This window comes from Paenibacillus tianjinensis (genome assembly GCF_017086365.1).
In the GTDB taxonomy this organism is placed as follows: domain Bacteria; phylum Bacillota; class Bacilli; order Paenibacillales; family Paenibacillaceae; genus Paenibacillus_AQ; species Paenibacillus_AQ tianjinensis.
The window spans coordinates 4,454,879-4,480,098 of the sequence record NZ_CP070969.1; the positions used below are offsets into that span (position 1 = coordinate 4,454,879).

Below are 25,220 nucleotides of genomic sequence, written 5' to 3' on the forward strand. Positions count from 1 at the left end.
CAGGACGCCCTTTTTTATTGCTTCATTCATACCCGCCTACCGATCGATCGTATTCCCCTCACACCCGGCAAGCCAAAACACGAGCAGCAGCGAAAACAGAGGCAGCAATGGCCGCATCATCCTTCTTCCTTCAATACAGATTCTGCAAAAAAGAACTAGGTTCCATAGCAAAAAGACGCCGCCGATTCCAGCACACCGGTAATATATCCGGATACTTCAACATGAACAGGATGGATAAGATAAGCCTCGAGGTCTTCAATCGTCTCATATTGAACAATCAGCATTAGATCGTAAGCACCGCTGCGGATATCCGTCTCCACCCGCAAGTCCCGAATGTACTCAATTTTCCCTTGCATGCTGAGCAGCTTGTCTTTTGCGGCAGCAATACTCTCAGGACTGCGTTCTTTCAGTTTAATCATTAAATTATTAATGATCATCTTCCGCTACCTCCTGCTTCATCAGCTTCAAGATGGAGCAGCACTGATGCGGCCTCACGCCCGTTCACCAGCAGCGTCATCCGGTGCTCTCCCGGATAATGGCGGCGGGTCGTCAAATCTGCCCAGCGGTGCGTCCGTACCGCTGATAGTCTCGAACCTCCCGGCACTGTCTTATCAGACAGCAGGAACAGCTTGCGTGAGGTTTTCCCTTTCGCCTTCACAAAGTCTATGCCGTATTCAATCCGGATACGCACCGGATTACCTTCACGGACCGAAAGACTGTAGCGCAGCTCGCAGCTGTCGCCAATGTGCAGCACAGTCGGATCTACAGTCAGAGAGGCAGCAGCCACCAGCGGCATATCCTCCGCCTCGTCCGCATACCCGAATAAAGCCATAATCTCCGGGTTTGCTTGGCGGATCAGGGAGCGGCAGCCATGCCGCACAATCCAGTCCGTGTGTTCACTAACACCCTTCCAGCGGCGTGCGATGTCTAAGACCACATCCGGGTGGTCCTTGGCGATGTCATTCAGATTGTTGGCAACACTTTTGCGCACATACAGCGAAGGGTCCGCCTTCAGCTGCTCAAGCACCGGAAGGACCGGAGACGGGTCAAGCTTGAACATCGGCAGCGCCTGACCCCAAGGCAGGCGTGGCCGGCTGCCTTCGCTGGCCAGCCGCCGCACATGCTCATTGTCATGGCGCGACCAGACCTGCATCTGAGCCATCATCCGCTGCGGATCACGCAGCATAAACGGCCTGACGGCAAACTCAGCCGACGATCCCGGCGTAAAACGTTCCAGCGCTGCCATCGACAGCTCCCAGTGCTTGTCCCCCTGCCCGTATACCTCGACGAAATCGGGAAAGATCAGGTACGGAAAACCAGTGCATTCCCTGTCTATCGCATACAGAACCGACAACGCCTCTTCGTAATCCGCAGGCAGATAAGCCCCCAGCGTCTCCGTAATCCGTCGCATTCGGGCTTTCAGCTCCAGCTCCTCCCATGGCCCCTTCATCGCCGCCGAGACGAAATCCTCTGTGTTGAATGCGCTATACACCCGGGCAAGCTTCATGCCTAAGCCCCGCAGAAATTCTTCATTGTACATTGCTTTTAATGGTTCCGCCATGAGTTCATTCCTCCTGCTGATTCTTCAGACCTTCTGGATGCAGCTTACCATGGAGAACTGGACAGCCTTGTGTCATGTTCGTTGTCAGCTTTGGAAAATCTCTTCCGGACATCATATAACTCACATACCTGAAACACATCATCCTCCACCGGGAACTGCCGAAGCTCCAGCCCATGGGCTCTCGCCGGTACAAAACCGAATCTGGGATAATACGAGGGATATCCGATCAGCAGGACTACACCGAAGCCCAGCTTCGAGGCCCGTCTTTTCCCTTCTTCAATCAGCAGTGCGCCGACACCTCTTCCCTGGTAATCCGGACGAACCGCAATCGGTGCCAGTACAATCACCTGATGTTCCAGGTTATCCTCTATTACCATGGCTCCGCTGATCAAGACATGACCGACAATCTCTCCCGCCACTTCAGCTACTATGGACAGCTCCGGAATAAACTCTTCAGAGGCTCTAATTTTTTCAACCAGCTTCGCTTCATCCTCACGATTGCCGAACGCAATCTCATTTAATTGGAAGACCTGCTCATAATCCTTCACCATTTCTGTTCTAATCTGCATACGCTGCTCTCCTCGCATCAATAACTGATATCGTTTAATTGTAGTGGGAAGAAATCCAACTAATGCACTGCCATCCAAATTCATTAATTTAGCAGCTTCTCCACTTCTTCAATGCTTTTCTTCGCCCTGCTATTCAGCGTTCGCTTGTCCCTCAGCCGGAGCTGCTGCAGCTCATGACCGGGGTCGATCACCAGCGGCTGGACTATGACCGCCTCCAGTATCTGTACAGCCGTGCGACAGGCGCTGAACAGCTGCTCACGTGAAATTAGCGGCTTATGGCCACGGATAATGCCAACCAGCCCCTCCGCATACATCAGCCTGACGATGCTGTCTGCGCTCATGATGTTGCGGTCCGCGAACGACACGGTTTTTTCTACGATCCCCGGGTCCTGATATTGTTTGGAGAGTATCTCCAGTCCCGCAACCGCTTCCCAGTCTCTTATAGACAACCGCTGCAGATAATCGCCCGCCAGCTCCTTGAGCCACTGCTGCTCAGTCTCCTTCGGGATGTTGTACTCTTGATAGGTCTTCAGTGCACCTTCACGGTGCATCTGAACCAGGCTGCCGGAATAGCGGACAAACAGCTCACGGGCCTGCAGAAATTCATCATTCATTTTCCCGCTTCCCTGCCTTTCATACAAATTGTTATGTTTTCATCACTTTTGCAAAATAAACCTGTTTTCAAAATATACAGCCTGTCGTAAAATGATTGAAAAGCTTTTTTCGGGCAAATTGGATTCAAGCTACTAAACGGGGGGGACCGGGACTTATGCCGAAAACACTTGTTAAAAACATTGATTTTTTTGTTGCCGCCATGTCGCAGACCTTTGTATCCGCGCTGCAGCTAGACCCTGACGGAATGTATTCCCAGGTCGGCTGCGGAATTATTGAGAAGTTCTCTGAAGAATATGTGCGTGTAAAACGTTTTGACGGCTCCGTCTCGCATTATGACCGGGAAATTACGAAATTTCAGCATAACCGGGCGTAACACCTAGTAATACTTCCCTTTGCGTGCGAATTTTCCTGCTTCTGGGTTCTAATAACCTCACATGTGTCCTGGTTCAAATGCTCCGGACCGGTTTACTGGTTACATAGTATATGCGCATCTGGCATATCCTAACTTTTACTGACCGGAAAGGATGAGCGACATGAGCGATAAGGACAAGTTCAAGGATGAACGGGGAGCTGCATTTGAGCAGATTCCGGATCCTGACCACAGCAGGCTTGGGCAAGAGGGTGCCACCGGCAAGGTAGAGGATATCGTCGGAGGCATTGTTGATAATGTGCAGGAGAGCCTGACAGGGGAGAAAAACAAGCAATCCGGGAAGGATAAGTGAATAATTGCCTGACCCGGGTACCACGACCGTACCAAAGCGGACACATGACCAGCATGTGTCCGCTTTTTGTTGCATATAGGTGGACGGGATATTCTGCACAATGACAACGGATACAATCGCCAGTTCGATCCATTGCCAACGCAGACTGAATAAGTCCGGGCGGCTGAGATGATTAATAATATCGGCGGTAATAACGGGTATGACCCAGGTCGGAGCATGCTTAAGGATATAGAACAACAACCGTCTCCTATGCGCTCCATGATCTCCACCTTCCTTTCCGGTAATGGCTTGTGCTATGCAGCTATTTCCAGAACTCCGTCCCTTCAAAGACCTGCGCTTTAGACGGCAAGCCTCCCCCTCCCCTGGTAAAAGAGCCCAAGGCACACGCCGCTCCCGCAGCTTATCATCATCAGCTATGCCATATTCCCGGTAACAGACCGTTGTTTCATTGGCAGGATTGCCCCAGTTATCCCAGCCTGTAGGAAGAATATGGGATCCGAGCCGGCAATTCATAAACTCTGTCCTAGCATAACCGCGCCACGGGCGTCCCAGATACACTCCGGATACGCCTTCGGCAGCCGTCAGATAACATTCATCAAAAACATATCCGAAGCTCTGCCCCTGCGGAGTAGACGCTGCTGTTATGAAGCCCGACCCTTCGTTTGTGGACTTCAGGCTGCGGATTTCACAATGCTCAAAATAGGCGGCTGCTCCGCCGAAAATAAAGTCCACCGTTCCTTCGATATAGCAGCCCGTGTACAGCTGGCGGCAGATTTCATGCCGCTCCTGCAGCGGAATACCGCCAAAGGGGCCGCCGTGCTTGTTGGCCGCAGGCAGCGGGCCGGTAAAAATAGTGTCCTGGTGCCCTTTACTTTAAATGTACAGTTGCGGAACACCGTTTCATCGCAGTGGGCATACAAGGCAAGCGCCTGCCCAATTTCAGGGCCTTGCCCCGCTGTATTGACAACGATAAGATTCTCAACAATCAGCCTGCTGCCCCCCAGAAATAGGGTCGGTGTGGCAAAGGTCCCCTGTTCTTCTCCGGTATCATCCAGCTGCCGGGCATAGCGGTTACTCCTGATCATCACCTCTCCAATGCCGGTTATCGTCAGGTCCGACCGGTCAACAAAAATTTTAACGTGTGCATTTCATAATCATCTTGACTTGAAGGGGCTTGAGGACTACACTGAAATCGTTAACAATTCTATTGCCGGGGAGAACTTATGATTACCATCAAAGACATTGCCCGTGTTGCCGGCGTCTCCCATACCACTGTGTCCAGAGCGCTTAACGGCAGCCCGCTGATCAAGAAGGCCACCCGCGACAAGATTGAGAAAATCGCCGCGGAAATGAATTATGTGCCGAATTACAGCGCCAAGAGCCTGGTTACCAAACGCTCCTTTACCATCGGGCTCTTCTTCTCCAGCATTGATCAGGGAACCTCTTCAAGCTTTCTTGTGGATGCGATCAAAGGAATCAGCCATGTGCTGGATGAGAACTTCAACCTGACCGTTCACGGAATCGACGGCGTCCACAACCTTGGAAATATTCGGCCGCAGCGTTTTGACGGCATTCTCGTCATGAGCCAGAGCGATGAGGATAATGCTTTTATTTACCATGTCAAGACGGTGGGGATTCCCCTGGTCGTGCTGAACCGCCAGCTGGAAGACCCTGGTATTATGAACGTGGTGGCAAACGACCGCGAGGGCGTCAAGGAAGCTATCGACTATGCGGTCTCGCAAGGACATCAGCGGCTGGCTATTATTGAGGGAAAACCCGGATTCAAATCTTCGACCGAACGCAAGCAAGGCTTTATGGACAGTCTGATTGACCACCGCCTGCAGCTGAATTCCGATTATTTTGCAGCGGGGGATTACAGTATTGAGAGCGGTTATGCCGCAATGACTGCACTGCTCAGCCTTTCTGAGCGGCCTACTGCCGTATTCTGTTCCAATGATGATATGGCCATCGGTGCCATGAATGCCTGCTACGCCCACAAGATCAGCATCCCGCAGCAGATTTCCCTGCTCGGATTCGACGATATTATGTTCGCCCGGTATACGAATCCCGCGCTGACAACCGTCCGCAAACCGATTGCCGATATCAGTGAACTAGGCACGAAGATGCTGATCCAGCTGCTGCAGCAGCCGGAGACGAAACCGCAGCAATTATTCGTTAAGACCTCACTCGTCGTGCGTGATACTGTTGCAGGGTGTTAAGCAGCTCTTATTATCTTTGTTTCTTGCAGAACCGGATGCCCTTCCCAAGCAGAGGGATAATCCGCTTCTTCCTGATAAAAATGTTCACGTGTGCATTTATTATGTATCTTAAAGGAGATTGAGAAACCCATGACAAAACGCCTATCCAGAAGCACCCAGCCCGGCTTGCCCGTGTATCCTGAACGGATGATTCAATTCGGTGAAGGCAACTTCATGCGTGCCTTCGTAGACTGGCAGCTGCAGCAGATGAACAACCAGGGATTGTTTAACGGCAGTGCAGTGCTGGTACAGCCGATCGGCCAGGGGCTTGGGGCACTGATGGCTGAACAGGACAATCTGTATACCGTGCTGCTAAACGGAATTATGCAGCAGCAGACCGTGAATTCCCGGGAGATCATTGCAAGCGTCAGCCGGGTCATCAGTCCTATCGAGGACTACGCTGCCTATCTGGCATTAGCTGAGGACGACAATCTGGAATTCATCACCTCCAACACTACCGAAGCCGGCATTGCCTATCACGCGGGAGATGGGCTGAATGATGCTCCGCCGAAGAGCTTCCCGGCCAAACTGACGGCACTGCTCTATAAACGTTTTGAGCTGGGCAAAAAGGGCTTTGTCATTATCCCCTGCGAGCTGATTGACCGCAACGGTGAGAAGCTGCGGGAGATTGTGCAGCAGTACGCTGTAGAGTGGCAGCTTGGAGAGGCCTTCGATAAATGGTTAGTTGAAGAGAATACCTTCTGCTGCAGCCTGGTGGACCGGATCGTACCGGGCTATCCGCGCGACAAGGCTGCGCAGCTGGAAGCAGAGCTTGGATATCTGGACAAAATGATGGTCACCGCCGAGCCTTTCCTGTTCTGGGTGATTGAAGGCCCCTCTTGGCTGGCCGAGAAGCTGCCGCTGACGGAAGCCGGTCTTAACGTAGTTATAACAGACGATATGACGCCTTACCGCGAACGTAAGGTGCATCTGCTGAACGGGCCGCATACCGCAATGGTTCCGCTCGGTATGATGGCCGGCCTGGAAACTGTTGAAGATGTGATGAATGACGAGACCTTCTTACGGTTTGTGAAGGATCTGATGAACGAGGAGCTGATTCCGATGCTGGATCTGCCTGCCGATGAGCTCACCTCATACTCTGCTGCCGTATTGGAGCGTTTTAAGAACCCGTTCGTCCGTCATGAGCTAGCGTCCATTTCCCTGAACAGCATCTCCAAATTCAAATCACGGCTGCTTCCGCTTCTCCTCCGCTACCAGCAGGAGCGCGGCAGATTACCTGAACTGATGACGCTCGCCTTTGCCGCCCTGCTCCTCAGCTACCGGGGAGACCGCGTGGCACGTCAGGACGGAGCCGAAGTGCTGGAAGTATTCGATCTGGCCTGGAGCCATCCGGGCAGCTTCGTGCAGAGCATCCTGAAGAATGACAGCCTGTGGGGCCAGGATCTGACGCTGGTGCCAGGCCTTTCGGACGCCATCTCCGCCAACCTGCAGAAGCTGGAAAGCACAGACAGCCGTGCTGCGCTGCAGCAGGTTGTGAACCAATAGAACACCGTTTCCGGACAAATGGCGGTACTTTTGATACCTCACTAACAGCAGGATCTGTTGAACCAAAGACTATAGCTCTACCTAACGGACAGAGCAGCTCTTATTTCACCTGAATTTCATTTATTGACAGTCTAACGGACTCCAGCGCCCTTATTGACGGTCATCTCTCTACCTTCCGGCAACAAATGAAGAGATAAGTGCAGTACGGTCCGTTAGCCGATGGAATGTAGACTATCAGGCCAAATAAGGGCTCCGCAGTCCGTAAGAATCATAATAAGGCGGGTACACTGCCTTGATATCATAACCACTTTTTTAGGAGGGATAGACAGCATGAAACGATTAATGAAAATGAACCCCCGGGATACAGTGGCTGTAGCGCTACGCCCAATCCCTGCCGGTGAACAGCTTGAATTCGAAGGGCTGACGCTGCAGGCTAGCCAGGATATCCCTCAGGGCCACAAAATAGCACTAACCGCCTTCGCACCGGATGAAGTAATCACCAAATACGGCTACCCCATCGGGTACGCGACTGCACCTATTGCAGCGGGCGACTGGGTCCACACGCATAACATCAAAACCAACCTGGCCGGAGAAGAGGAATATGACTACAAGCCCGAGCTCTATCCGGTCACCTATCCGAAGCGGGAGTTGACCTTTCAAGGCTACCGGCGTGCTAACGGCAAGGTCGGCATCCGCAATGACCTGTTCATTATCCCTACAGTCGGCTGTGTGAACGGCATTGCCGAACAAATGCTGACGGAGTTCAAGGCCGCGCATCCGGATCTTGGCGGCTTCGACAATTTCACTGTGCTTAAGCATCCTTACGGCTGCTCCCAGCTGGGAGATGATCACCGCATGACCCGCAGTATCCTGCTGGATGCCGTGAATCATCCCAATGCCGGAGGTGTGCTCGTGTTCGGCCTCGGCTGTGAGAACAATATCGTCGCAGAGTTCCGCAGCATGCTGGGCGATTACGACGAATCACGGGTCAAATTCCTCGTAGCCCAGGAGGTGGGCGATGAGGTTGAGGCAGGACTTGTCCTGCTGGAGGAGCTGTATGAAGCCGCAAAGGAGGATGCCCGCGAGCCGGTTCCGCTCAGCGAGCTGAACATCGGCCTGAAATGCGGCGGCTCTGACGGCTTCTCCGGCATTACCGCTAACCCGCTGCTGGGTGCCTTCTCCGATTTCATCATCTCCCAGGGCGGCACCTCGGTATTGACGGAAGTGCCAGAAATGTTCGGTGCCGAGAAAATGCTGATGGCCCGCGCAGAGAGCCGCGAGGTCTATGAAGATATCGTCTCCCTGATCAATAATTTCAAGCAGTACTTCCTCTCCTACGGTGAACCGGTGTACGAGAATCCTTCGCCGGGCAACAAAGCCGGGGGAATTAGCACCCTGGAGGACAAATCACTCGGCTGTACCCAAAAGGCCGGAACCTCTCCGGTTGTCGATGTGCTGCAGTACGGTGTGAAGCTGCGTAAAAAGGGCCTCAGCCTGCTGCAGGCGCCCGGCAACGACCTTGTAGCCGCTTCTGCGCTGGCCGCCTCCGACTGCCAGCTGGTGCTGTTCACCACCGGCCGGGGCACCCCGTTCGGCAGCTTCGTGCCTACAGTTAAGGTAGCTACCAACAATGAGCTATTCGCCAAAAAAGGCCACTGGATGGACTTCAACGCCGGACCGCTGCTGGAAGTGCCGATGGCCGAGGTGCTCGAAGAATTTATCAACTACATTATTGCCGTTGCCAGCGGCCAAAAGACACGCAATGAGCAGAACGAAGTGCGCGAGCTGGCCATTTTCAAAACCGGAGTAACGCTATAATCTCTTATCCTAAATCCATGTAAAGGGAGCGTCCTCATGTTTTTAAACGACGATTTTTTATTAACCACCGAACCTGCACGGCAGCTCTTTCATCATTACGCCAAAGCAATGCCGATCATCGACTACCACTGCCACCTCGACCCGCGGGAAATTTATGAGGATCAGCCGTTTAATAACCTGACTGCCGCCTGGCTCTACGGCGATCACTACAAATGGCGGCTGATGCGCGCTAACGGAGTTCCGGAATCCCATATTACGGGGGACGCATCGGATTACGACAAGTTCCTGGCCTGGGCCAAGACGCTTCCCAAAGCTGTCGGTAACCCGCTCTACAGCTGGACCCATCTGGAGCTGCGCCGCTTCTTCGGTGTATCAGAGCTGCTGAATGAGGATTCTGCCCCGGCCATCTGGGAGCAAGTGAACCGCAAACTCGCTGAACCGGAATTCACAAGGCGGGGGCTGATCCGCAGCTCCCGTGTCAAGACCATTTGCACCACCGATGATCCGGCGGATTCGCTAGTTTATCATAAGCTGCTGAAGGAAGCAGAGAAGGATTTCAGCGTATTCCCGACCTTCCGTCCTGACAAGGCGCTGAACATTGACGATCCCGGGTTCCCCGCTTGGCTTAAGGCACTGGAAGAGGCTGCCGGAACGCCAGTGACCACGTATGCCGAACTGCTTGACACGCTGCGCGCACGGGTTGAATTCTTCCATTACCACGGCTGCCGCCTGTCCGACCATGCGCTGGACGTGCTGCGTTACCGGGCCGGATCAGCCGCTGAAGCCCAGGCCATTTTCGCCAAAAGACTGGAGGGCGCTGAGCTGTCTCAAGAGGAAATTACACTATACCGCACGGAGCTGCTTACTGCGCTCATCGGCTTTTATCTCGATAAAGGCTGGACCATGCAGCTGCACATCCACGCGTACCGTAACAATAATACGCCGATGTTCCACAAGCTGGGGCCGGATACCGGTTACGACGGCATTAATGACCTGTCCATTACCGAAAGCCTTTCCAAGCTGTTAGACCGGGCCGAATGCGGATCAGGGTTGCCGAAGACGATCCTCTACTCGCTCAATCCGGGGGATTATCCAGCCCTGCTGGCTTTGATGGGCTGTTACCAGAAGGATACTGCAGGCAAAATGCAGCTCGGCTCCGGCTGGTGGTATAACGATACCCTCAGCGGTATGCGGCAGCAGCTTACCCTTCTTGCCGACAACAGCCTGCTGGGCAACTTCGTCGGCATGCTGACCGATTCCCGCAGCTTCCTCTCTTACACCCGCCACGAATATTTCCGCCGGGTGCTATGCGGCCTGATCGGAGAGCTTGCTGAACGCGGAGAAGCACCTGACGACATGGACCTGCTGGGACAACTGGTCCGGGATATCTCCTATAATAATGCCGCCGGTTATTTCGGATTTCCGTCTGCGGAATAAATAAAGGGGAGCAAGCATGCTGCCGACACTATATATTGCCGGGGATTCTACAGCCGCTTTAAAGGGTGCGGAGGCAAAACCGATGGCAAGGTGGGGTGAATATCTCCAGAAGCATTTCAGCCCGGACATTATCATCGACAACCGCGCCATCAACGGGCGGAGCACCAAGTCGTTTCTGGCAGAAGGTCGCCTGGCCGACATCGAGAAGGACTTCCGGCCGGGAGACTACCTGCTGATCCAGTTCGGACATAATGACGAGAAGCAGGAGGACCCTTTCCGGTACACTGACCCTGATACAGGGTACAAGCAGAATCTGCAGCAGTATATCGAATCTGCCCGCAGCAGGGCGGACATCCTGTCCTGCTGACCTCAGTCAGCCACCGCTTCACTGCGGAGGGTCAGCCCGATCCGCTGGCAGTCGGAGTCTATCCTGCGGCCATGCGTGCTGTGGCGGAGCTCACCGAAACCCCGCTCCTCGATATTTTCGCTGCCTCCCAGCAGCTGTACCGGACACTCGGCTTCGAGGGCTCGCAGCATTTATTCATGCATCTGCCGCCCGTACAGCATCCTAATTACCGGGACGGCATCACAGATGATACGCACTTCAGTACCGAAGGGGCCAAACGGATTGCTGAGCTTGTAGCCGTGGCCATCAGAGAATCCTCAGCCTTATCCGGGTTGCATCCGTTTCTACATTTGAATGCAAATACATAGTATAGATTGAGCCTGTGATTACATTCACACAATGAACTGAAATACCATGAACTGAAATACTATGGAACAGGAATTCAAATGGTAACGATGTACCGCATCCGTGCCGGACAATCGCATGTCAACTAATTTGCATCACTTAAAGGGGGACTCCATATCATGACCGTTCCGCTGCATCTCGGCATCCGCGCCCATGACTTTCCCCGGCATTACTTGCCGGAGCTGATCGGAAAGCTGAAGCACTACCGGTTCAGCCATATTCAGTTTTCGGTCCATAAATCCTTCCCGGAAAGTGTCCCTTCTCTCTCCTCGCTCAGTCCCGGTACGGCTGCTTATTTCGGCGAAAGCTTCCGTCAGGCCGGTATAAGGGTCGCTGTGCTCGGCTGCTATGTCAACATCGTCGACACGGATCCAGCCAAGCGGGCCCAGGCGCTTGATGATTTCTGCACCCATCTGCGCTTGGCGCGCGATTTCGGAGCCAGTCTGGTCGGGACGGAAACAGGCAGCGTAGGCAAGGGCTATACTCCGGACAATTTTACCGAAAATGCCTTTCAGGAGGTGGTCACTTCGGTAAGGGCGATGGTGGCCGAAGCGGAACGTTTCGGGGTAACGGTAGGCATTGAAGCGGGACAGAATCATCCCCTGCATACCGCACAGCTGACCAAAAGACTGCTGGAGCTCGTACCTTCCAATAATCTGCAGATTATCCTTGATTGTGCGAATCTGATGTCGCCGGACAATTATTTGCAGCAAGAGTCCGTTATTGCAGAGGCGCTGGAACTGCTGGGCGACCGGATTGCTGTCATCCACCTGAAGGATTTCACCGTTGAAGACGGCCGGATTGTTATCGTTCCCGTGGGCCAGGGTCAGCTGCAATTTGCACCTATTCTTCATTATATGAAATACAAAAGGCCGCATATTCAGGGACTTCTGGAGAGCACTACGGAGCCGTATATACAGGAAAGCGTGGATTTTCTGCACCGGCTGTATAACGAAGTATAGCGAGCGACTGTTTACGCACCTGATCAAAGAATCCAAGCACCTGCGAAAGCGCAGGTGCTTATTCGCGCTGACCTACTTTCGCAGTGCTATTTCCACCTCGTCCTGGCCTATTCCTTAATGAAAGGCCTGCTACCGATGTGTTCCTCAAGATTTTCATGTAAAATAGTAATAATGCCGGTAAGCATACTATGGCTGCATACCCTTTCAGATTATTTTGAGGAGGACGGGATTTGATTTCATGTATAGAAATGACTGGCCAATAAACTAAGCAGTTCACTGCTGATTCGTCTGCTTTCCCCTTACATATGTTAGTGAGTCGAGATCATGGGTACAATTATTACAAGTGTCATTATACAAAGGATAGGTGAAACCATGCATAATTTCGGATTCGCTCGTGTCGCTGCCGCTTCCCCTGAATTGCGGGTGGCCGACTGCGAGTTTAATGCAGCACAAATTATTGAAGTTATTAAGCAGGCGGACGGGCAGCAGGTGGAATACCTGGTACTGCCGGAGCTATGTATCACAGGATATACGTGTGCAGATCTGTTTCTGCAGCCCAAGCTGCTGGATTCGGCCCTGCAGGCGCTGTATGAGATCACTACCGCAACTGCAGGCTCCAGCCTGGTCGTCATTGCCGGGCTTCCCATCGCTGTCCGGGGCCGGCTGTTTAACTGCGCTGCTGTCATTCAGCAGGGAGCTATTCTGGGCATTGTGCCTAAGACCTGCCTTCCTGGCTACAGCGAGTTCTATGAACCCCGCTGGTTCGCCGGAGCCGAGGAGCTGGAGCTTACAGAGCTGCGCCTGGGAAATCATACGGTGCCGATCGGCAACGACCTGATCTTCGCGAACGAAGCGGACGGCAATCTGTCCTTTGGCGTAGAAATCTGCGAGGATCTGTGGGTGCCTGTTCCACCAAGCAGCCTGCTGGCCCAGGCAGGTGCGGTGCTGCTGTTCAACCCTTCCGCCAGCAATGAGCTGGTCGGCAAAGCGGATTACCGGCGTCAGCTGGTATCCAGCCAGTCCGCCTCCTGCGTGGCGGCGTATGTCTATGCCGGCAGCAATACCGGCGAATCGACAACCGATGTCGTCTTCGGCGGACACTCGCTGATCGCCGAGAACGGACAAACACTGGCCGAATCGGAGCGGTTCACCCATGAGAGCCGGATGATCACCGCTGATATCGATGTGCCGCGGCTGCAGTATTCCCGTTCCGTAATGGGTACGTTCCGTGCCGGCAAAGGCAGACGCAATTACCGCGAAGTGCTGTATGCCGATCCGGCAGCGCAGCACAGTGAGCGGAAGCTTAACCGCCCCGTAGGTGTTAATCCTTTCGTACCCGGCAATCCGCAGCAGCGTGACGAACGCTGCCGGGAGATCCTCTCCATTCAGGTCTCCGGCCTGATGAAGCGGATCCGCCACATCGGCACCAAGCAGGCCGTCATCGGCATTTCCGGCGGACTCGATTCTACGCTCGCGCTGCTTGTTGCTGTACGTGCCATGGAGCGCCTCGGCCGCCCGGCCAGCGATGTGCTTGCCGTAACCATGCCGGGCTTCGGAACGACGAACCGGACCTACGACAATGCCGTAGGACTGATCAAAGCCCTCGGAGCCTCGCTCAAGGTCGTTGATATCAAAGCCGCCTGTCTTCAGCATTTCGAGGACATCGGCCATGACAAGGATGTCCATGACTTGACGTATGAGAATGTGCAGGCGCGGGAACGGACGCAGATTCTGATGGACCTGGCCAACAAAAACGGCGGCATCGTGATCGGTACCGGCGACCTGTCAGAGCTCGCCCTCGGATGGTGTACCTATAACGGTGACCATATGTCGATGTATAGCGTTAACTCGGGTATACCCAAAACGCTGATCCAGTACGTTGTCGCGTGGTATGCCGATCATGAAGCGGACGAGACGGTAAACAAGCTGCTGTACAGCATCATTGAAACAGGTATCAGCCCCGAGCTTCTGCCGCCGTCGGCAACCGGCGAAATTGTCCAGCTGACCGAGAACATCCTGGGACCGTACATTGTGCATGATTTCTTCCTCTACTATATGCTGCGGACAGGTGCTGCTCCGGCAAAAATGCTGTACCTCGCCCGGCATGCGTTCGGGGAGTCTTATCCTAAAGAACAGCTGGTGGCCTGGCTCAAGGTATTCATCTCCCGCTTCTTTACCCAGCAGTTCAAACGCTCCTGCCTGCCGGACGGCCCGAAGGTCGGAACCGTAAGCCTCTCGCCGCGCGGTGACTGGCGTATGCCAAGCGATGCTTCCGCCGCTCTATGGCTGCGTGAAGTGGAGAACCTGTAAATATTATTTCTTGAATAAAGCTGTTCCCTGCGTCAGATAATGCTGATGCACGGGACAGCTTTTTTGTGCGTAAAAAAATTAGTTAGGTCCTTGACGTATATCTGCTCAGATGATATATTGTTTCATGCTTTAATAATTAAGTTCTTAATTATTTATGGTTTAATTATTTTTCAGTTAATATATAAACTTTGATCTAATAAATGATTTATCTATCCGGAAGCAGCCATGGAGGTGAAGAATTGACAGAACGTGATGATTATTTTGAAATCTCCTTGCTATTCAAGACTTTCTTGAAGGGGGTTGCCCAGGAATGGAACAAACAAGGCTTTCGCTTAAGCCAGACGCAGTTCAAGGCGCTGTATGTCTTGTCGAAGGAAGGACCGATGATGGTATCGCAGCTTGCCGCTGCCCTTGATTTGACTCCTGCCGCAGTTACCGGCATTACGGATCAGCTGCTCGCTGAAGCTTATATTCAGAAAGAGCGCGCCGAAGGGGACCGCCGGGCGGTAAAAATCACACTCACAGCCGAAGGGAAATCCATCATCAAAGAGGTGCAGGATAAGCAGAAGGAAGTTATGCATTCCTATTTCAGTATCCTGTCCGAAGAAGACATGGGTCATTTAAGAAGAATTTTTGCTGTATTGATTAAGGAAATTGACAAAAACTAAAAAGAGACGGTGAAGAAGAGAACCATGGAACATTTATCTGACAAGCGCAAGCTTTCTATTATGATCGCCATTATGGCAGCTATGCTGTTTGCCGCGATCAACCAGACGATTACAAGCACGGCGATGCCTCGTATTATCGCTATTCTCGACGGTATGGATTACTATACCTGGACTATCAATATTTATCTGCTTACCTCGACGATTGCCACTGTCCTGGTCGGCAAGCTCTCCGATATGTTCGGACGCAAGCCGTTCCTGCTGGCCGGGATTCTGCTATTTATGGTTGGCGCCTTTCTGACAGGAACTTCTGATGATGTGTATCAATTCATTATTTACCGCGGGATTCAAGGGATTGGCGCAGGGATTATCCAGTCCACCGCATTCACAGCTGTAGGCGACCTGTTCCCTCCGCGCGAACGCGGCAAATGGATGGGCTTGATGACAGCGGTCTTCGGTTTCTCAAGCGTACTTGGACCGACACTCGGCGGGTACCTGATTGATCATCTCGACTGGCACTGGCTGTTCTGGATCTTCCTGCCGCTTGGTTTTGTAGCGTTCGCAATGATCCTTGCCCTGTTCCCGAAAGCCAAACGCGGAGAGTCGACCAGTATCGATTACCTGGGTTCTCTGTTTATGACAACTACGATTGTACCGCTTCTGCTGGCCTTTTCCTGGGCGGGTACAGAATATGAGTGGGGTTCTTCGCAGATTCTCGGCCTGCTGGCCGCAACCGTCGTGTCGGCTGGCATCTTTATTTTCACCCAGACCAAAGCCAAGAATCCGATCCTGCCGCTGCACTTGTTCAAAAACAGCGTAGTTACCGTCTCTAATCTGATCGGGTTCCTGATGAACTTCGGCATGATGGGGGCGATGATCTACCTTTCCTTCTTCGTGCAGGGCGTGCTGGGGATTTCCGCAACTTATGCAGGTTATGTCACCATGCCGATGTCGATCGTTATGGTAGTAGCCAGTGCCTTAACCGGCCAGATGATTGCCAAGAAAGGCAAATATAAACGTTTCGCACTGATCGGTGTACCGATCATGGTTGCCGGGATGGCGATCATGATCTTCATGAACAACGTGCCGATGGCTGTCCTCAGTATGATTGTATTCGGTCTTGGCCTTGGTCTCGGGATGCCTGTATTCTCCCTGGCTACACAAAATGCTGTGTCCCATACGGAGCTAGGCGCAGTAACAGCCTCTTCCCAGCTGTTCCGTAACCTTGGCGGCACGATTGGTATCGCAGTAATGGGTACAGTTATGTCGAATAATCTGACCAGACACCTAAAAGAAGCATTGACGTCACCTTCCGCACCGGATTTCAGCACACTGGATCCCAAGATGGCTGAGCAGCTGACAGCCTTTGCCAATCCGCAGGCGCTGATGAACAAGCCGCTGCTGGAGCAGACGCAAGCGAGTCTTCCTGCTGATGTCCAGCCGCTCTTCGCACAGATGATTGACAGTATCCGTGACGCGCTGGGCCAGACCTTGTCCACCGTTTTCTTAACCGGAACCATTGTCCTGTGTGCTGCCTTCGTGCTCGTCTTCTTCCTGAAGGAGCTTCCGCTGCGCTCCTCGAACAAGGGATCGGCAGAAGGTGAAGCACCAGAAGAAGCCGTAGATACCAGCAAACTGGCTGTAAAAAAAGCTTAAGCATAACGCATCCATTACTAGCATCATCCATCTTATCTCTAACAAAGGGCAATCCCCGGTCATTGTGACTGCGGGATTGTCCTTTTTAGTTGCTAAATGCCGGTACATGATGGTTAGAACCGGAACAATCCGGGTAAAACTATTCATCTTCCCGACAAACTGCAGCAGATTCAATAATCCCAGAATTATTATGAAGGAGGGTGCGGTGCATGACATTCTTCGTATCTTCACAGCCGGGAGCGGACCGTTCCATAGAGACTTTACATCTCAAAGCTGACGGCTTGCTGCCGAACAATCCGAAGCTTCCAGCGGTCCTGTATATGGGTGCACTTCAGGACAAACCGGAAAAGGCAGAACAGATCTTTAATAGCAACGGCTGGCTGAACAGCTGGGTGAACGGTGTGTTCAGCTATCACCATTATCACAGCAATGCGCATGAGGTGCTTGGGGTGATGTCCGGCAGCGCCAGCCTGCAGCTTGGTGGTGATTCCGGCCGTACCGTTCAGGTGTCGGCCGGAGATGTGCTAGTGCTGCCTGCAGGAACGGCGCACAAACGCCTAACCGCAACGCAGGACTTCCGTGTGGCCGGTGCTTATCCCGGCGGAGCCGATTACAACACCCGCCGGGCTACATCCGACGACCTCGCAGCTGCGCTGCCGGAAATTGCCATGGTGCCGCTGCCGGAAAACGATCCCATCTACGGTCAGGCGGGACCGCTGCTGAAGGCCTGGGAAACGGACTGATTACGTGCAGATACAGCACAAGCGCTTGCCCGGTTTCAGCAAAGCGCTTGCCTTAGCAGACGGCCTTAACGTCTGCTGTACATATTCTGATCCTGCAGCCGGATCAGCACCTTGCCGAAACGTCCGCCCTGCTGCACTACTACTGTCCCTTCCGGATAGGCGGTGTGCACATATTCGGTGACGATTTGCCGGGTACTGTCTCCGGAAGCCAGCCCGTGATGTTTCAGCATCTCCAGCACCTCTTCAATAGCGCCGTCTGCTGTAAGCTCGGTGCTTTTCATTTCTTTTGTCACAATCGACTCATAAGCGTAATCGTTCAAATAGAGCAGATGAAGCAGATAAGCCATATCCGAGGATTCCACCTTCGTCTCCTTGCCGGTCAGGAGCGGCAGCACCTCATTCAGCAGACTATGCTGCCTGGCCCCTGCCGCAAAGCTGATGTAGCAGTACTGTCTGGCACAGCTGATCACCCGCTTCACACTCTCCCAGTCATAGACCGCCGGACACATCGAGACAAAAACGAGATCGAAGGCCTGCTCCCAGCCCTTGGCTGCAATATCAATATTCTCGAAGGCTTCGCGTACGAGCCTGATTTCCGCTTTTCCCGGGCTGACCCGCGCTTTGTTCCCTTCCAGCAAGTCAGCCAGAGGAGCATTCGGTTCAACAGCTGTAACTTCTGCTCCACGTTCGGCAAACGGCACACTGAATCCGCCGGAAGCTGCGCCGACATCCAGTACAGACAAGCCGTCAAAATCGACTCCCTGCCCTTCAAGCCAGCCGATAATCCGCTCCGCTCTGTGTCTTCCGCCTTCACTGAATACCTCTGCATTAAAGCTCACCGCCTTGTGATCAAAAGAATGCGTAGGATCAATGCCTGCCCGTTTCATCAGATTGCCGTGGGCTCTCGCATCCTCCTTCCATGCCTGCTCCCATACCTGAACGTTAAATAAATCTTGACTCATGTGTATCATTCCTTTCGAGATATACTCCTGTAAATACGGAGATTTAAAAGACTTATAATATCTATAATTAAGCCGTAAAAATAACGGCGATAATCAATCCACCGTTATTTGTGCGGCAAGCTCGGCAATTTTTTTGTTCCGCAAATAGTCTTCCATCCGGTTCTCGGCTTCGACCATCACCTGCTGGATCAGACATTCGCTGGGATGGTTAAGTGTGCAGTCAAACAGCGAGGCCGTTCCTTCAATCGCGTGAATAATATCGAGAAAAGAAATTTCATCCTTCTTCTGCTTGAGCAGATAACCGCCTTTCGCCCCCGAGGCCGACTGAATCAGTCCAGCCTTCACCAGCTTGGTCAGAATCTTGGACAGATACGTAGGCGAAACATCCTGCCGTTCGGCCAGCTGCTGAACACCTACCGGCTTATCAGGAGAAGCGGCGACCAGAAAAAGCATCGTGTGCAGCGCATAATTCGTGGCTTTGGAGTACTTCATCTTCCACCTCAATTAAAGACTTTATTAGTCTATAATAGCTTTTATTCAGATGAAAGGCAAGCTCAAACTTAACGGGAAAAGCTCCAACTAATTGGTCCTCTTTCCCCTAGAACATCGAATCAGGTGGAGATACTCCATCTAATTCCCCTAAAAACACGGCACTCAGCCCGTATCTGGGAATTTAGATGGAGAAAATCCCACTAGCGTCTATTCACATCATCTCGAGTGTAAATTAGCTGGAGAAAATCCAACTAGGTCTGTTCCAATTAGGGTTTTAAGAAATCTGCATGAGCATTAAGGTTCTGCCGCCATAGCCGTAGTTCCCCGTTTTCAGCAGTTCCCCCGTGGACCTTCTCACCCTATTCTAGCCGTCAAAATTTCACATAACGCACCAAACAGCGAATGTTCCAGCTTAAGCGCTGCCAGGGAAGCCAGCGCAGCCGCAGGCGATGCTGACGACTTAACCAAACCGAAGATCCGCTCCTTCAGCTGGAACTCAATTTGTGCCCGGTTCAGCAGGGCGAATACGTCTGCTTCTACCCGGTTTTCGGCGAGCATTGCGCCGGCGAAATCAACCTCAATGGCGGTATCCGTCGCCACCTCCGTTATCACAACCGTTAGGGTATGCGATGCATCGTCATACCCGCTTACCGCCCCGGCTTCCTCGCCACCAACAAGCACCCGCACCTGCGTATCGGCCATTCCCATGAAGCAGAGCTTCCAGCTCCGCCGCGAAGGCACGGCCGCAAGGTTCCCGCGGGCAGCGCCAATCGTAAAGCGGGCTGCTTCTTCCCAGCTCAGTGTCATTTCCGTGCAGCACCAGTTCTCTTCCCGGTCTTCCGGTGCCTCTTCCGCATCTTCCCACAGCTGAAAGCTGCCGCCGCTGCCGGCGAATACCCTAACCTCCAGCTGCTGCGGATTCGCCACCGAGGAGGTATACCCGGTCAGGTCGGCTAGAGGAATGATAGCTCCAGCCTTGGCCAGCACCGGAATGCTCTCCAGATTCCTGTAGAGCGCCAGGCTGCGTCCGCCGTCATATACTCTTCCGCTGAAGAAATCAATCCAGCGGCCTTCCGGCAGCCACGCTTTGAATTCGGCAACACCCGTTCTGCGGTCCGCCGGCCGGGTGACCGGACAGGCGATCAGCTCCGTGCCGAAGTAGTACTGGTTCGGCACATCATAAGCCTCTGGCTGCTCGGCATGATGATAATACATCGGCCGGACCAGCGGAAGCCCGTCCCGGCTGGCATAACGGTTCATAGTATATAAGTACGGAATCAGCCGGTGCCGCAGCGTCAGCGAAGCCTTCATCACGGACTCTGCGACCGGGTTGAACCGCCACGGTTCCTTGCTGTTGAACGGGCTGGCTGAGCTGTGCAGACGGAGGATCGGCGAGAAGACGCCGAACTGTACCCAGCGCATCACCAGCTCATCATCCAGATATCCCTGCATATGTCCGCCGATGTCGTGGCTCCACCAGCCGTACCCTGCATTTGCGGCATTGGCCGTAAAATACGGCTGGAAATCGAGCGATTTCCAGGTGACAATCGTATCGCCAGAGAAACCTACCGGGTAACGGTGACTGCCAAGTCCGGCATAGCGGGAGAAGGTTAACGGCCTGCTCCCCCGCCGTTCGCTATCCAGATAGTGGTAGTGGTTCAGCATCCAGAGTGGATCGAGGCCCGGCACGCGGGTCACTCCGCCCTGCTGCCAATCGATCCACCAGAAGTCTACGCCTTCCTCCTCCAGCGGGTGGTGCAGATATTTGAAATAGGCCTGCAGAAATTTCGGATCGGTAATATCAAACTCCACCGCATCGCCCCGCTCCGGGTCCATGCCCAGCTCAGCGGCAATCGCCAGATAAGGGTCTTCGAAGGCCCGAACCCCATCCGCCGGATGAACGTTAAGGGTTACGTGCAGTCCCCGCTCGTGCAGCCAGGAGAGGAATTGTCCAGGGTCCGGGAACAGCTCGCGGTTCCAGGTATAACCTGTCCAGCCGCTACCGTACTGCGGATCGACATCGACTATATGCCAGTCCATATCGATCACCGCGACCGAGAAAGGAATCTGCTCCTGCTCAAACCGCTCCATCAGCGCTTTGTATTCATCCGCCGTATAGCGATAATAGCGGCTCCACCAGTTGCCGAGCGCATAACGCGGCAGGAGCGGTGTCGGCCCGCACAGCTGATAGAAATCCTTCAGGCAGGCCAGATAATCATGGCCGTAGCCGAAGAAATACAAGTCCTGCCCTTCCACGGCACGAGGCGTGACCTGACCGTCCTCCTCCAGCAGCAGTGAGATGCTGTCGTCAACTAGCGTATACCCGCTGCGGGACAACAGCCCGGGCTCCAGCGGAATCGCCCCGTCCGCATTGTCCAGCGTCCGCGCCGTACCGCCGAGGTCCAGCGGCGTGTCGCCATAATTCCAGACACTCATCAGGTGACCCGAACCGTTCCGGACGCGCACACTAAGGCCGTGGCGTGAAAAAGGCTGCTTGTCATAGCTCAAATGCAGGTGCTGGGTAATCATCTCAAGCTTGTTCCCGTGATCGATTATGCGGAATTCCGGGACTGTAAATTCCCGGTTGACCACAGTCTGTGTAGCCCGATCCTCAAAGATTCCCGCTGCGCTGTATTCCAGGCGGACTAGCTGCGAAGTCAGGACCGTGAAGCGATAACAGTCTCCCTGGATGATTGCGTCCGTATTAGCGGAAGGCCGCACCTGCAGCTTCATATGTTCAGGCAGGGGCCGCTGCTCATGAATGGCATGATTAGTTTTGTTCATTCTGTCTGCAAACCTCTTTTCCGGCCAGCCGGCGTAGATGAAGACTACTCCTTCACCGCGCCGATCATGACCCCCTGGTTAAAGTATTTTTGGATAAACGGATATACGCACATGATCGGTACAGTAGCCACGATGATGACCGAATAGCGCATCATATTCGCCAGCCGCAGCGCGAGCTGCGCAGCCTCACCGGATCCTATGCCTGACTGCATTTGATTCGTAATCAGAATGTTGCGGAGAATCAGCTGCAGCGGATGCAGATCCGGATTTTTCAGATAGATTAGGGCATTGAAATAAGAATTCCAGTGACCGACGGCGATCCATAAGCCCAGCACGGCAATAATCGCTTTGGACAGCGGCAGCACGACCTGTGTAAAAAAGCGGAGATTTCCGCAGCCGTCAATTTGCGCCGCCTCCCACAAATCCCCGGGAATACTCGTCTGGAAGAAGGTGCGGGCGACAATAATGTTATACACGCCTACCGAGAACGGCAGCACCATCACCAGGAACGTATCATACAGATGAAAATCGCGGATGGTCAGAAAGGTCGGAATCAGTCCGCCGTTAAAGAACATCGTAAAAATAAAGAACAGCGACAAAAACCTGCGTCCTCTCAGATCCTTGCGTGAGAGCGCATAGGCCGCTGAGATGTTTACAGCCAGGCCGATGGCTGTTCCGGCAATGGTGTACAGAATTGTATTCCGGTAGCCGATCCAGATATTTTTATGGCGCAGCAGCTCCTGATATCCGTCCAGGGTGAACCCTTTCGGAAACAGCCAGACCTGCCCGCCGGACACCGCCGAAGGATCACTGAAGGAAGCGATAATGATAAAATACAGCGGATAAATCAGGATGATCAGAAAGATCACCGCAACAGCGTACATCACTATTTCCATAACCGTGTCCGAGGAACGGTTGTTTTTGATCTTCCTCTTGTTCTCTTTAATTACAGGCGTTAATACTCCCATAACTCTGCTCCTCCCTTCTACCACAAGCTGTTTTCGCTGATTTTTTTGGAAATCTGATTGACGATGATGAGCAGAATAAAGTTAATGACGGTGTTGAACAGGTTGACCGCCGAAGAAAAGCTGTACTGGCTGCTGAGCAGACCGATTTTGTAGACATAGGTGGACAGAATTTCGCTCGAGGTGGCATTGAGATCATTCTGCATCAGATAGACCTTCTCAAAACCAACCCCGAGCAGACCCCCGACACGCAAAATAAGCAGGGTGACCGCCGTCGGCATCAGCATCGGAATATCGATAAACCGCACTTTATGCCAGCGGCTTGCGCCGTCAACGGTTGCGGCTTCATACAGACTGGGGTCAACGGCCGACAATGCAGCGATAAAAATAATACTGTCCCAGCCGACATGCTGCCACACATCCGACCATACATACACGCTGCTGAACAGCGCGGAGGAGCCCATCAGATCAGGTGCTTCTTTTCCAAACAAGCTGTACAGATTGCCCACCAGCCCCGTGCTTGGAGACAGCAGAATGACCATCAGCCCGACCATGACCACTGTTGAGATGAAATGCGGCATATAGGATACGGTTTGAAAAAAACGCCGGAAGCGGTTCGGCCGCATCTGATTAACCATAAGCGCTAGGATAATCGGAATCGGAAAGGTAACGAGACTGTACACGCTGATAATCAGCGTGTTCTTAATGGTATTCGAGAATTGATATGAATTAAAAAACTTCTCAAAATATTTGAAGCCTGCCCACGGACTATCGGCAATCCCCATAGCCGGGCTGTAATCTTTAAAAGCAATGAGTACGCCATACATCGGCTTGTAAGCAAATAACAGTGAAAGCACGACAGCGGGGAGCAGCAGCAAATAAAGTCCCCAGTTTCTTTTCACAGCTCCGAACGTCCCCGCGGGACTCGCTTGGCCGGATCTCATGAAATCCCCTCCTGAATCATTAGTTGTTTGGACTCTAATATGACCGGCCGGGCAGCACAGAACAGCCTGCCTCCGGCTACAGTAACCTCACTGCCGTCAATCAAATTGCAGTAGACTCCATCCGGGAGTCCTGTATCTACTTCTGCGGACTTACCTCTCAGACTGAATACGCCAACCAGCTTCTGTTCACCCCAGATATAGGTACCGGTGATTATGTCTTCTTCTTCAAGTGCGCACAGATTACAGATGCCCTGGGCCATAATCTCCTTCTGTTTGACGGAATAGAGCGCAGCGAACAGCCAGGACAGGTCGGTGCCGGTGTTCCAGCTGACCTTGTCCTTATCGAACAGGTCGGGGCAAACCTCATTCGCCATTTCCTGTCCGCCGTAAATCAGCGCCATTCCCTTCTGGAAATACAGGAAGGCCGTCCAGTTGATCAGGTCCTGTTCATCCGGGATTACCGACTTGGCCCGGGCCCGGTCATGATTCTCCAGAAACCGCAGCTTGACATAATTATCGGGATACAGATATTCCTGGGCGTTGATCTTCTCCACATAGCTGCCCAGTGTATTCTCTCCGGCCAGATATCCGCTGTAATACGGATAAATATCGTAGTCATAGCAGGCATCGAAGGCCTGCAGAATTTCAGCATCACTGAGTCCGGTCAAGCCCAGTGAACGGAGATGCATAATAAAGCCTGGTTCAATCGATTCAGCCAGCCACAGACAGTCCGGATTAACCTCAGCAACCTCCTCACGGGCGCGCTGCCAGAACTCGAGCGGCAGCAGCGGTGCAACGTCGCAGCGAAAGCCGTCCACGAGTCCGGCCCACATCCGCAGCGTCTCGATCTGATACTCCCATAATTCTGTGCTCGTATAATCCAGATCTACAATATCGGCCCAATCACCGGCACGGTTGCCAAACTGGCCTTCCGGCGTTTTGTAGAAAAATTCCGGATGCTGCTTCACCAGCACCGAATCCGGCGAGGTGTGATTGTACACCACATCCATGATGCATTTCATCCCATGGTCATGGATCGCGCCGACCAGACGTGTGAAATCCTCCGGCGTTCCCAGCTCCGGGTTAATCTCCCGGTAGTCCTGATTGGCATACGGACTGCCGAGTCTTCCTTTGCGGTCCATACGGCCGATCGGATGAACCGGCAGCAGCCAGATGATGTCCACACCCAGCCTGCGGATACGCCCGAGATCCCGTTCCACAGCCCGGAAGGTACCTTCTTCACTGTGATTGCGGACATAAACCGAATAAACAACACTGCTGCGCAGTGATTTCGCTGTTACCTTCGCCATTCCGTTACACTCCTATAGTTGAAATAGACAAACGCCCTGTTGATTAGCTGTACGCTTAGCATACTAAGTGGAATTTCTCCACTTAATTCTTCATCAAACAACGGTTTTAGAATAATAGTGGGAAAAACTCCACTTAATCCTTTCGAATTTGTTTCTCAGAGGGATAATTGGCCGAAATAGATGGAGGTTT

General features: G+C 53.0%; 23 protein-coding genes and 1 pseudogene. 12 read left to right on the forward strand and 12 right to left on the reverse strand.

Going from position 1 to position 25,220, the window contains the following annotated elements; genetic code table 11:
• Positions 1-155 precede the first annotated feature (155 nt).
• The 4 genes from JRJ22_RS20845 to JRJ22_RS20860 all read right to left on the reverse strand — a co-directional run bounded on the left by JRJ22_RS20845 (position 156) and on the right by JRJ22_RS20860 (position 2,744).
• The gene (locus JRJ22_RS20845; RefSeq protein WP_206101318.1) at positions 156-437 is read right to left on the reverse strand and encodes a Dabb family protein; all 282 of its coding nucleotides are present in this window, start codon (positions 435-437) and stop codon (positions 156-158) included.
• A complete protein-coding gene (locus JRJ22_RS20850) occupies positions 434-1,561 on the reverse strand; it encodes a DNA alkylation repair protein (RefSeq protein ID WP_206101319.1) in 1,128 nt (375 codons plus the stop codon). Before JRJ22_RS20850 ends, JRJ22_RS20845 begins: the two co-directional genes overlap by 4 nt.
• Before the next feature lie 44 nt (positions 1,562-1,605).
• A complete protein-coding gene (locus JRJ22_RS20855) occupies positions 1,606-2,130 on the reverse strand; it encodes a GNAT family N-acetyltransferase (RefSeq protein WP_206101320.1) in 525 nt (174 codons plus the stop codon).
• Between the two features lie 83 nt (positions 2,131-2,213).
• A complete protein-coding gene (locus JRJ22_RS20860; RefSeq protein ID WP_206101321.1) occupies positions 2,214-2,744 on the reverse strand; it encodes a hypothetical protein in 531 nt (176 codons plus the stop codon).
• A 155-nt stretch (positions 2,745-2,899) separates the two neighbouring features.
• Between JRJ22_RS20860 and JRJ22_RS20865 the strand changes: the two genes are divergently transcribed.
• Entirely contained in the window at positions 2,900-3,118 is a 219-nt protein-coding gene (locus tag JRJ22_RS20865) for a hypothetical protein (protein ID WP_206101322.1), read from the forward strand.
• Positions 3,119-3,191: 73 nt separating this feature from the next.
• Here JRJ22_RS20865 and JRJ22_RS29795 read toward each other — a convergent pair whose 3' ends face one another.
• A complete protein-coding gene (locus JRJ22_RS29795) occupies positions 3,192-4,199 on the reverse strand; it encodes a pectinesterase family protein (protein WP_408637846.1) in 1,008 nt (335 codons plus the stop codon).
• Entirely contained in the window at positions 4,139-4,552 is a 414-nt protein-coding gene (locus JRJ22_RS29800; RefSeq protein ID WP_408637847.1) for a pectinesterase family protein, read from the reverse strand. The genes JRJ22_RS29795 and JRJ22_RS29800 overlap by 61 nt, the downstream gene beginning before the upstream one ends.
• A gap of 135 nt (positions 4,553-4,687) precedes the next feature.
• Between JRJ22_RS29800 and JRJ22_RS20875 the strand changes: the two are divergent.
• The 11 genes and pseudogenes from JRJ22_RS20875 to JRJ22_RS20920 all read left to right on the forward strand — a co-directional run.
• Positions 4,688-5,686 (forward strand): annotated as a pseudogene (locus tag JRJ22_RS20875) (LacI family DNA-binding transcriptional regulator); the annotation flags it as partial.
• Positions 5,687-5,815: 129 nt separating this feature from the next.
• Positions 5,816-7,231: a tagaturonate reductase gene (locus tag JRJ22_RS20880; protein WP_206101324.1), complete on the forward strand. Its 1,416-nt coding sequence runs from the start codon at positions 5,816-5,818 to the stop codon at positions 7,229-7,231.
• 330 nt (positions 7,232-7,561) lie between these two features.
• Positions 7,562-9,049, forward strand: a complete 1,488-nt coding sequence (locus tag JRJ22_RS20885) for a UxaA family hydrolase (RefSeq protein ID WP_206101325.1) — start codon at positions 7,562-7,564, stop codon at positions 9,047-9,049.
• Between the two features lie 36 nt (positions 9,050-9,085).
• A complete protein-coding gene (gene uxaC, locus JRJ22_RS20890) occupies positions 9,086-10,486 on the forward strand; it encodes a glucuronate isomerase (RefSeq protein ID WP_206101326.1) in 1,401 nt (466 codons plus the stop codon).
• A 16-nt stretch (positions 10,487-10,502) separates the two neighbouring features.
• Complete coding sequence (locus tag JRJ22_RS29325; protein WP_232380905.1) at positions 10,503-10,853, forward strand: GDSL-type esterase/lipase family protein; 351 nt, start codon at positions 10,503-10,505, stop codon at positions 10,851-10,853.
• A 71-nt stretch (positions 10,854-10,924) separates the two neighbouring features.
• Complete coding sequence (locus JRJ22_RS29330; RefSeq protein ID WP_232380906.1) at positions 10,925-11,200, forward strand: SGNH/GDSL hydrolase family protein; 276 nt, start codon at positions 10,925-10,927, stop codon at positions 11,198-11,200.
• 156 nt (positions 11,201-11,356) lie between these two features.
• The gene (locus JRJ22_RS20900; RefSeq protein WP_206101327.1) at positions 11,357-12,199 is read left to right on the forward strand and encodes a sugar phosphate isomerase/epimerase family protein; all 843 of its coding nucleotides are present in this window, start codon (positions 11,357-11,359) and stop codon (positions 12,197-12,199) included.
• Positions 12,200-12,571: 372 nt separating this feature from the next.
• Positions 12,572-14,509, forward strand: coding sequence for an NAD(+) synthase (locus JRJ22_RS20905; RefSeq protein ID WP_206101328.1), 1,938 nt, complete (start codon positions 12,572-12,574; stop codon positions 14,507-14,509).
• 239 nt (positions 14,510-14,748) lie between these two features.
• Positions 14,749-15,177 (forward strand): MarR family winged helix-turn-helix transcriptional regulator, encoded by a 429-nt coding sequence (locus tag JRJ22_RS20910; RefSeq protein WP_232380907.1) that lies wholly within the window; start codon positions 14,749-14,751, stop codon positions 15,175-15,177.
• 24 nt (positions 15,178-15,201) lie between these two features.
• A complete protein-coding gene (locus JRJ22_RS20915; RefSeq protein WP_206105232.1) occupies positions 15,202-16,830 on the forward strand; it encodes an MDR family MFS transporter in 1,629 nt (542 codons plus the stop codon).
• Positions 16,831-17,039: 209 nt separating this feature from the next.
• A complete protein-coding gene (locus tag JRJ22_RS20920; protein ID WP_206101330.1) occupies positions 17,040-17,573 on the forward strand; it encodes a cupin domain-containing protein in 534 nt (177 codons plus the stop codon).
• A gap of 65 nt (positions 17,574-17,638) precedes the next feature.
• Here the strand turns inward: JRJ22_RS20920 and JRJ22_RS20925 are convergent, their stop codons facing one another.
• From JRJ22_RS20925 to JRJ22_RS20950, 6 genes are all read right to left on the reverse strand, one after another.
• A complete protein-coding gene (locus JRJ22_RS20925) occupies positions 17,639-18,535 on the reverse strand; it encodes a class I SAM-dependent methyltransferase (RefSeq protein WP_206101331.1) in 897 nt (298 codons plus the stop codon).
• A 93-nt stretch (positions 18,536-18,628) separates the two neighbouring features.
• Positions 18,629-19,027 carry an Rrf2 family transcriptional regulator gene (locus JRJ22_RS20930; RefSeq protein WP_206101332.1) on the reverse strand — a complete coding sequence of 133 codons (399 nt, stop codon included), beginning with the start codon at positions 19,025-19,027 and terminating at the stop codon, positions 18,629-18,631.
• Between the two features lie 354 nt (positions 19,028-19,381).
• Entirely contained in the window at positions 19,382-21,811 is a 2,430-nt protein-coding gene (locus tag JRJ22_RS20935; RefSeq protein WP_232380908.1) for a glycoside hydrolase family 31 protein, read from the reverse strand.
• A 44-nt stretch (positions 21,812-21,855) separates the two neighbouring features.
• On the reverse strand, positions 21,856-22,779 hold the full coding sequence (locus JRJ22_RS20940) for a carbohydrate ABC transporter permease (protein ID WP_206101333.1): 924 nt from the start codon (positions 22,777-22,779) through the stop codon (positions 21,856-21,858).
• A 17-nt stretch (positions 22,780-22,796) separates the two neighbouring features.
• On the reverse strand, positions 22,797-23,720 hold the full coding sequence (locus tag JRJ22_RS20945) for an ABC transporter permease (RefSeq protein ID WP_206101334.1): 924 nt from the start codon (positions 23,718-23,720) through the stop codon (positions 22,797-22,799).
• Positions 23,717-25,030: an alpha-amylase family glycosyl hydrolase gene (locus tag JRJ22_RS20950; protein ID WP_206101335.1), complete on the reverse strand. Its 1,314-nt coding sequence runs from the start codon at positions 25,028-25,030 to the stop codon at positions 23,717-23,719. The genes JRJ22_RS20945 and JRJ22_RS20950 overlap by 4 nt, the downstream gene beginning before the upstream one ends.
• Positions 25,031-25,220: the final 190 nt, after the last annotated feature.

Bases quoted from the DNA above. Each gene is read 5' to 3' on its own strand.
- JRJ22_RS20900 (WP_206101327.1), top strand. From the start codon at position 11,357: ATGACCGTTCCGCTGCATCTCGGCATCCGCGCCCATGACTTTCCCCGG.
- JRJ22_RS20940 (WP_206101333.1), bottom strand. From the start codon at position 22,779: ATGGGAGTATTAACGCCTGTAATTAAAGAGAACAAGAGGAAGATCAAA.
- JRJ22_RS20905 (WP_206101328.1), top strand. From the start codon at position 12,572: ATGCATAATTTCGGATTCGCTCGTGTCGCTGCCGCTTCCCCTGAATTG.
- JRJ22_RS29325 (WP_232380905.1), top strand. From the start codon at position 10,503: ATGCTGCCGACACTATATATTGCCGGGGATTCTACAGCCGCTTTAAAG.
- JRJ22_RS20855 (WP_206101320.1), bottom strand. From the start codon at position 2,130: ATGCAGATTAGAACAGAAATGGTGAAGGATTATGAGCAGGTCTTCCAA.
- JRJ22_RS20930 (WP_206101332.1), bottom strand. From the start codon at position 19,027: ATGAAGTACTCCAAAGCCACGAATTATGCGCTGCACACGATGCTTTTT.
- uxaC (WP_206101326.1), top strand. From the start codon at position 9,086: ATGTTTTTAAACGACGATTTTTTATTAACCACCGAACCTGCACGGCAG.
- JRJ22_RS20920 (WP_206101330.1), top strand. From the start codon at position 17,040: ATGACATTCTTCGTATCTTCACAGCCGGGAGCGGACCGTTCCATAGAG.
- JRJ22_RS20860 (WP_206101321.1), bottom strand. From the start codon at position 2,744: ATGAATGATGAATTTCTGCAGGCCCGTGAGCTGTTTGTCCGCTATTCC.
- JRJ22_RS20950 (WP_206101335.1), bottom strand. From the start codon at position 25,030: ATGGCGAAGGTAACAGCGAAATCACTGCGCAGCAGTGTTGTTTATTCG.
- JRJ22_RS20915 (WP_206105232.1), top strand. From the start codon at position 15,202: ATGGAACATTTATCTGACAAGCGCAAGCTTTCTATTATGATCGCCATT.
- JRJ22_RS29800 (WP_408637847.1), bottom strand. From the start codon at position 4,552: ATGATCAGGAGTAACCGCTATGCCCGGCAGCTGGATGATACCGGAGAA.
- JRJ22_RS20880 (WP_206101324.1), top strand. From the start codon at position 5,816: ATGACAAAACGCCTATCCAGAAGCACCCAGCCCGGCTTGCCCGTGTAT.
- JRJ22_RS20945 (WP_206101334.1), bottom strand. From the start codon at position 23,720: ATGAGATCCGGCCAAGCGAGTCCCGCGGGGACGTTCGGAGCTGTGAAA.
- JRJ22_RS20935 (WP_232380908.1), bottom strand. From the start codon at position 21,811: ATGAACAAAACTAATCATGCCATTCATGAGCAGCGGCCCCTGCCTGAA.
- JRJ22_RS29330 (WP_232380906.1), top strand. From the start codon at position 10,925: ATGCGTGCTGTGGCGGAGCTCACCGAAACCCCGCTCCTCGATATTTTC.
- JRJ22_RS20850 (WP_206101319.1), bottom strand. From the start codon at position 1,561: ATGGCGGAACCATTAAAAGCAATGTACAATGAAGAATTTCTGCGGGGC.
- JRJ22_RS20865 (WP_206101322.1), top strand. From the start codon at position 2,900: ATGCCGAAAACACTTGTTAAAAACATTGATTTTTTTGTTGCCGCCATG.
- JRJ22_RS20845 (WP_206101318.1), bottom strand. From the start codon at position 437: ATGATCATTAATAATTTAATGATTAAACTGAAAGAACGCAGTCCTGAG.
- JRJ22_RS20885 (WP_206101325.1), top strand. From the start codon at position 7,562: ATGAAACGATTAATGAAAATGAACCCCCGGGATACAGTGGCTGTAGCG.
- JRJ22_RS20925 (WP_206101331.1), bottom strand. From the start codon at position 18,535: ATGAGTCAAGATTTATTTAACGTTCAGGTATGGGAGCAGGCATGGAAG.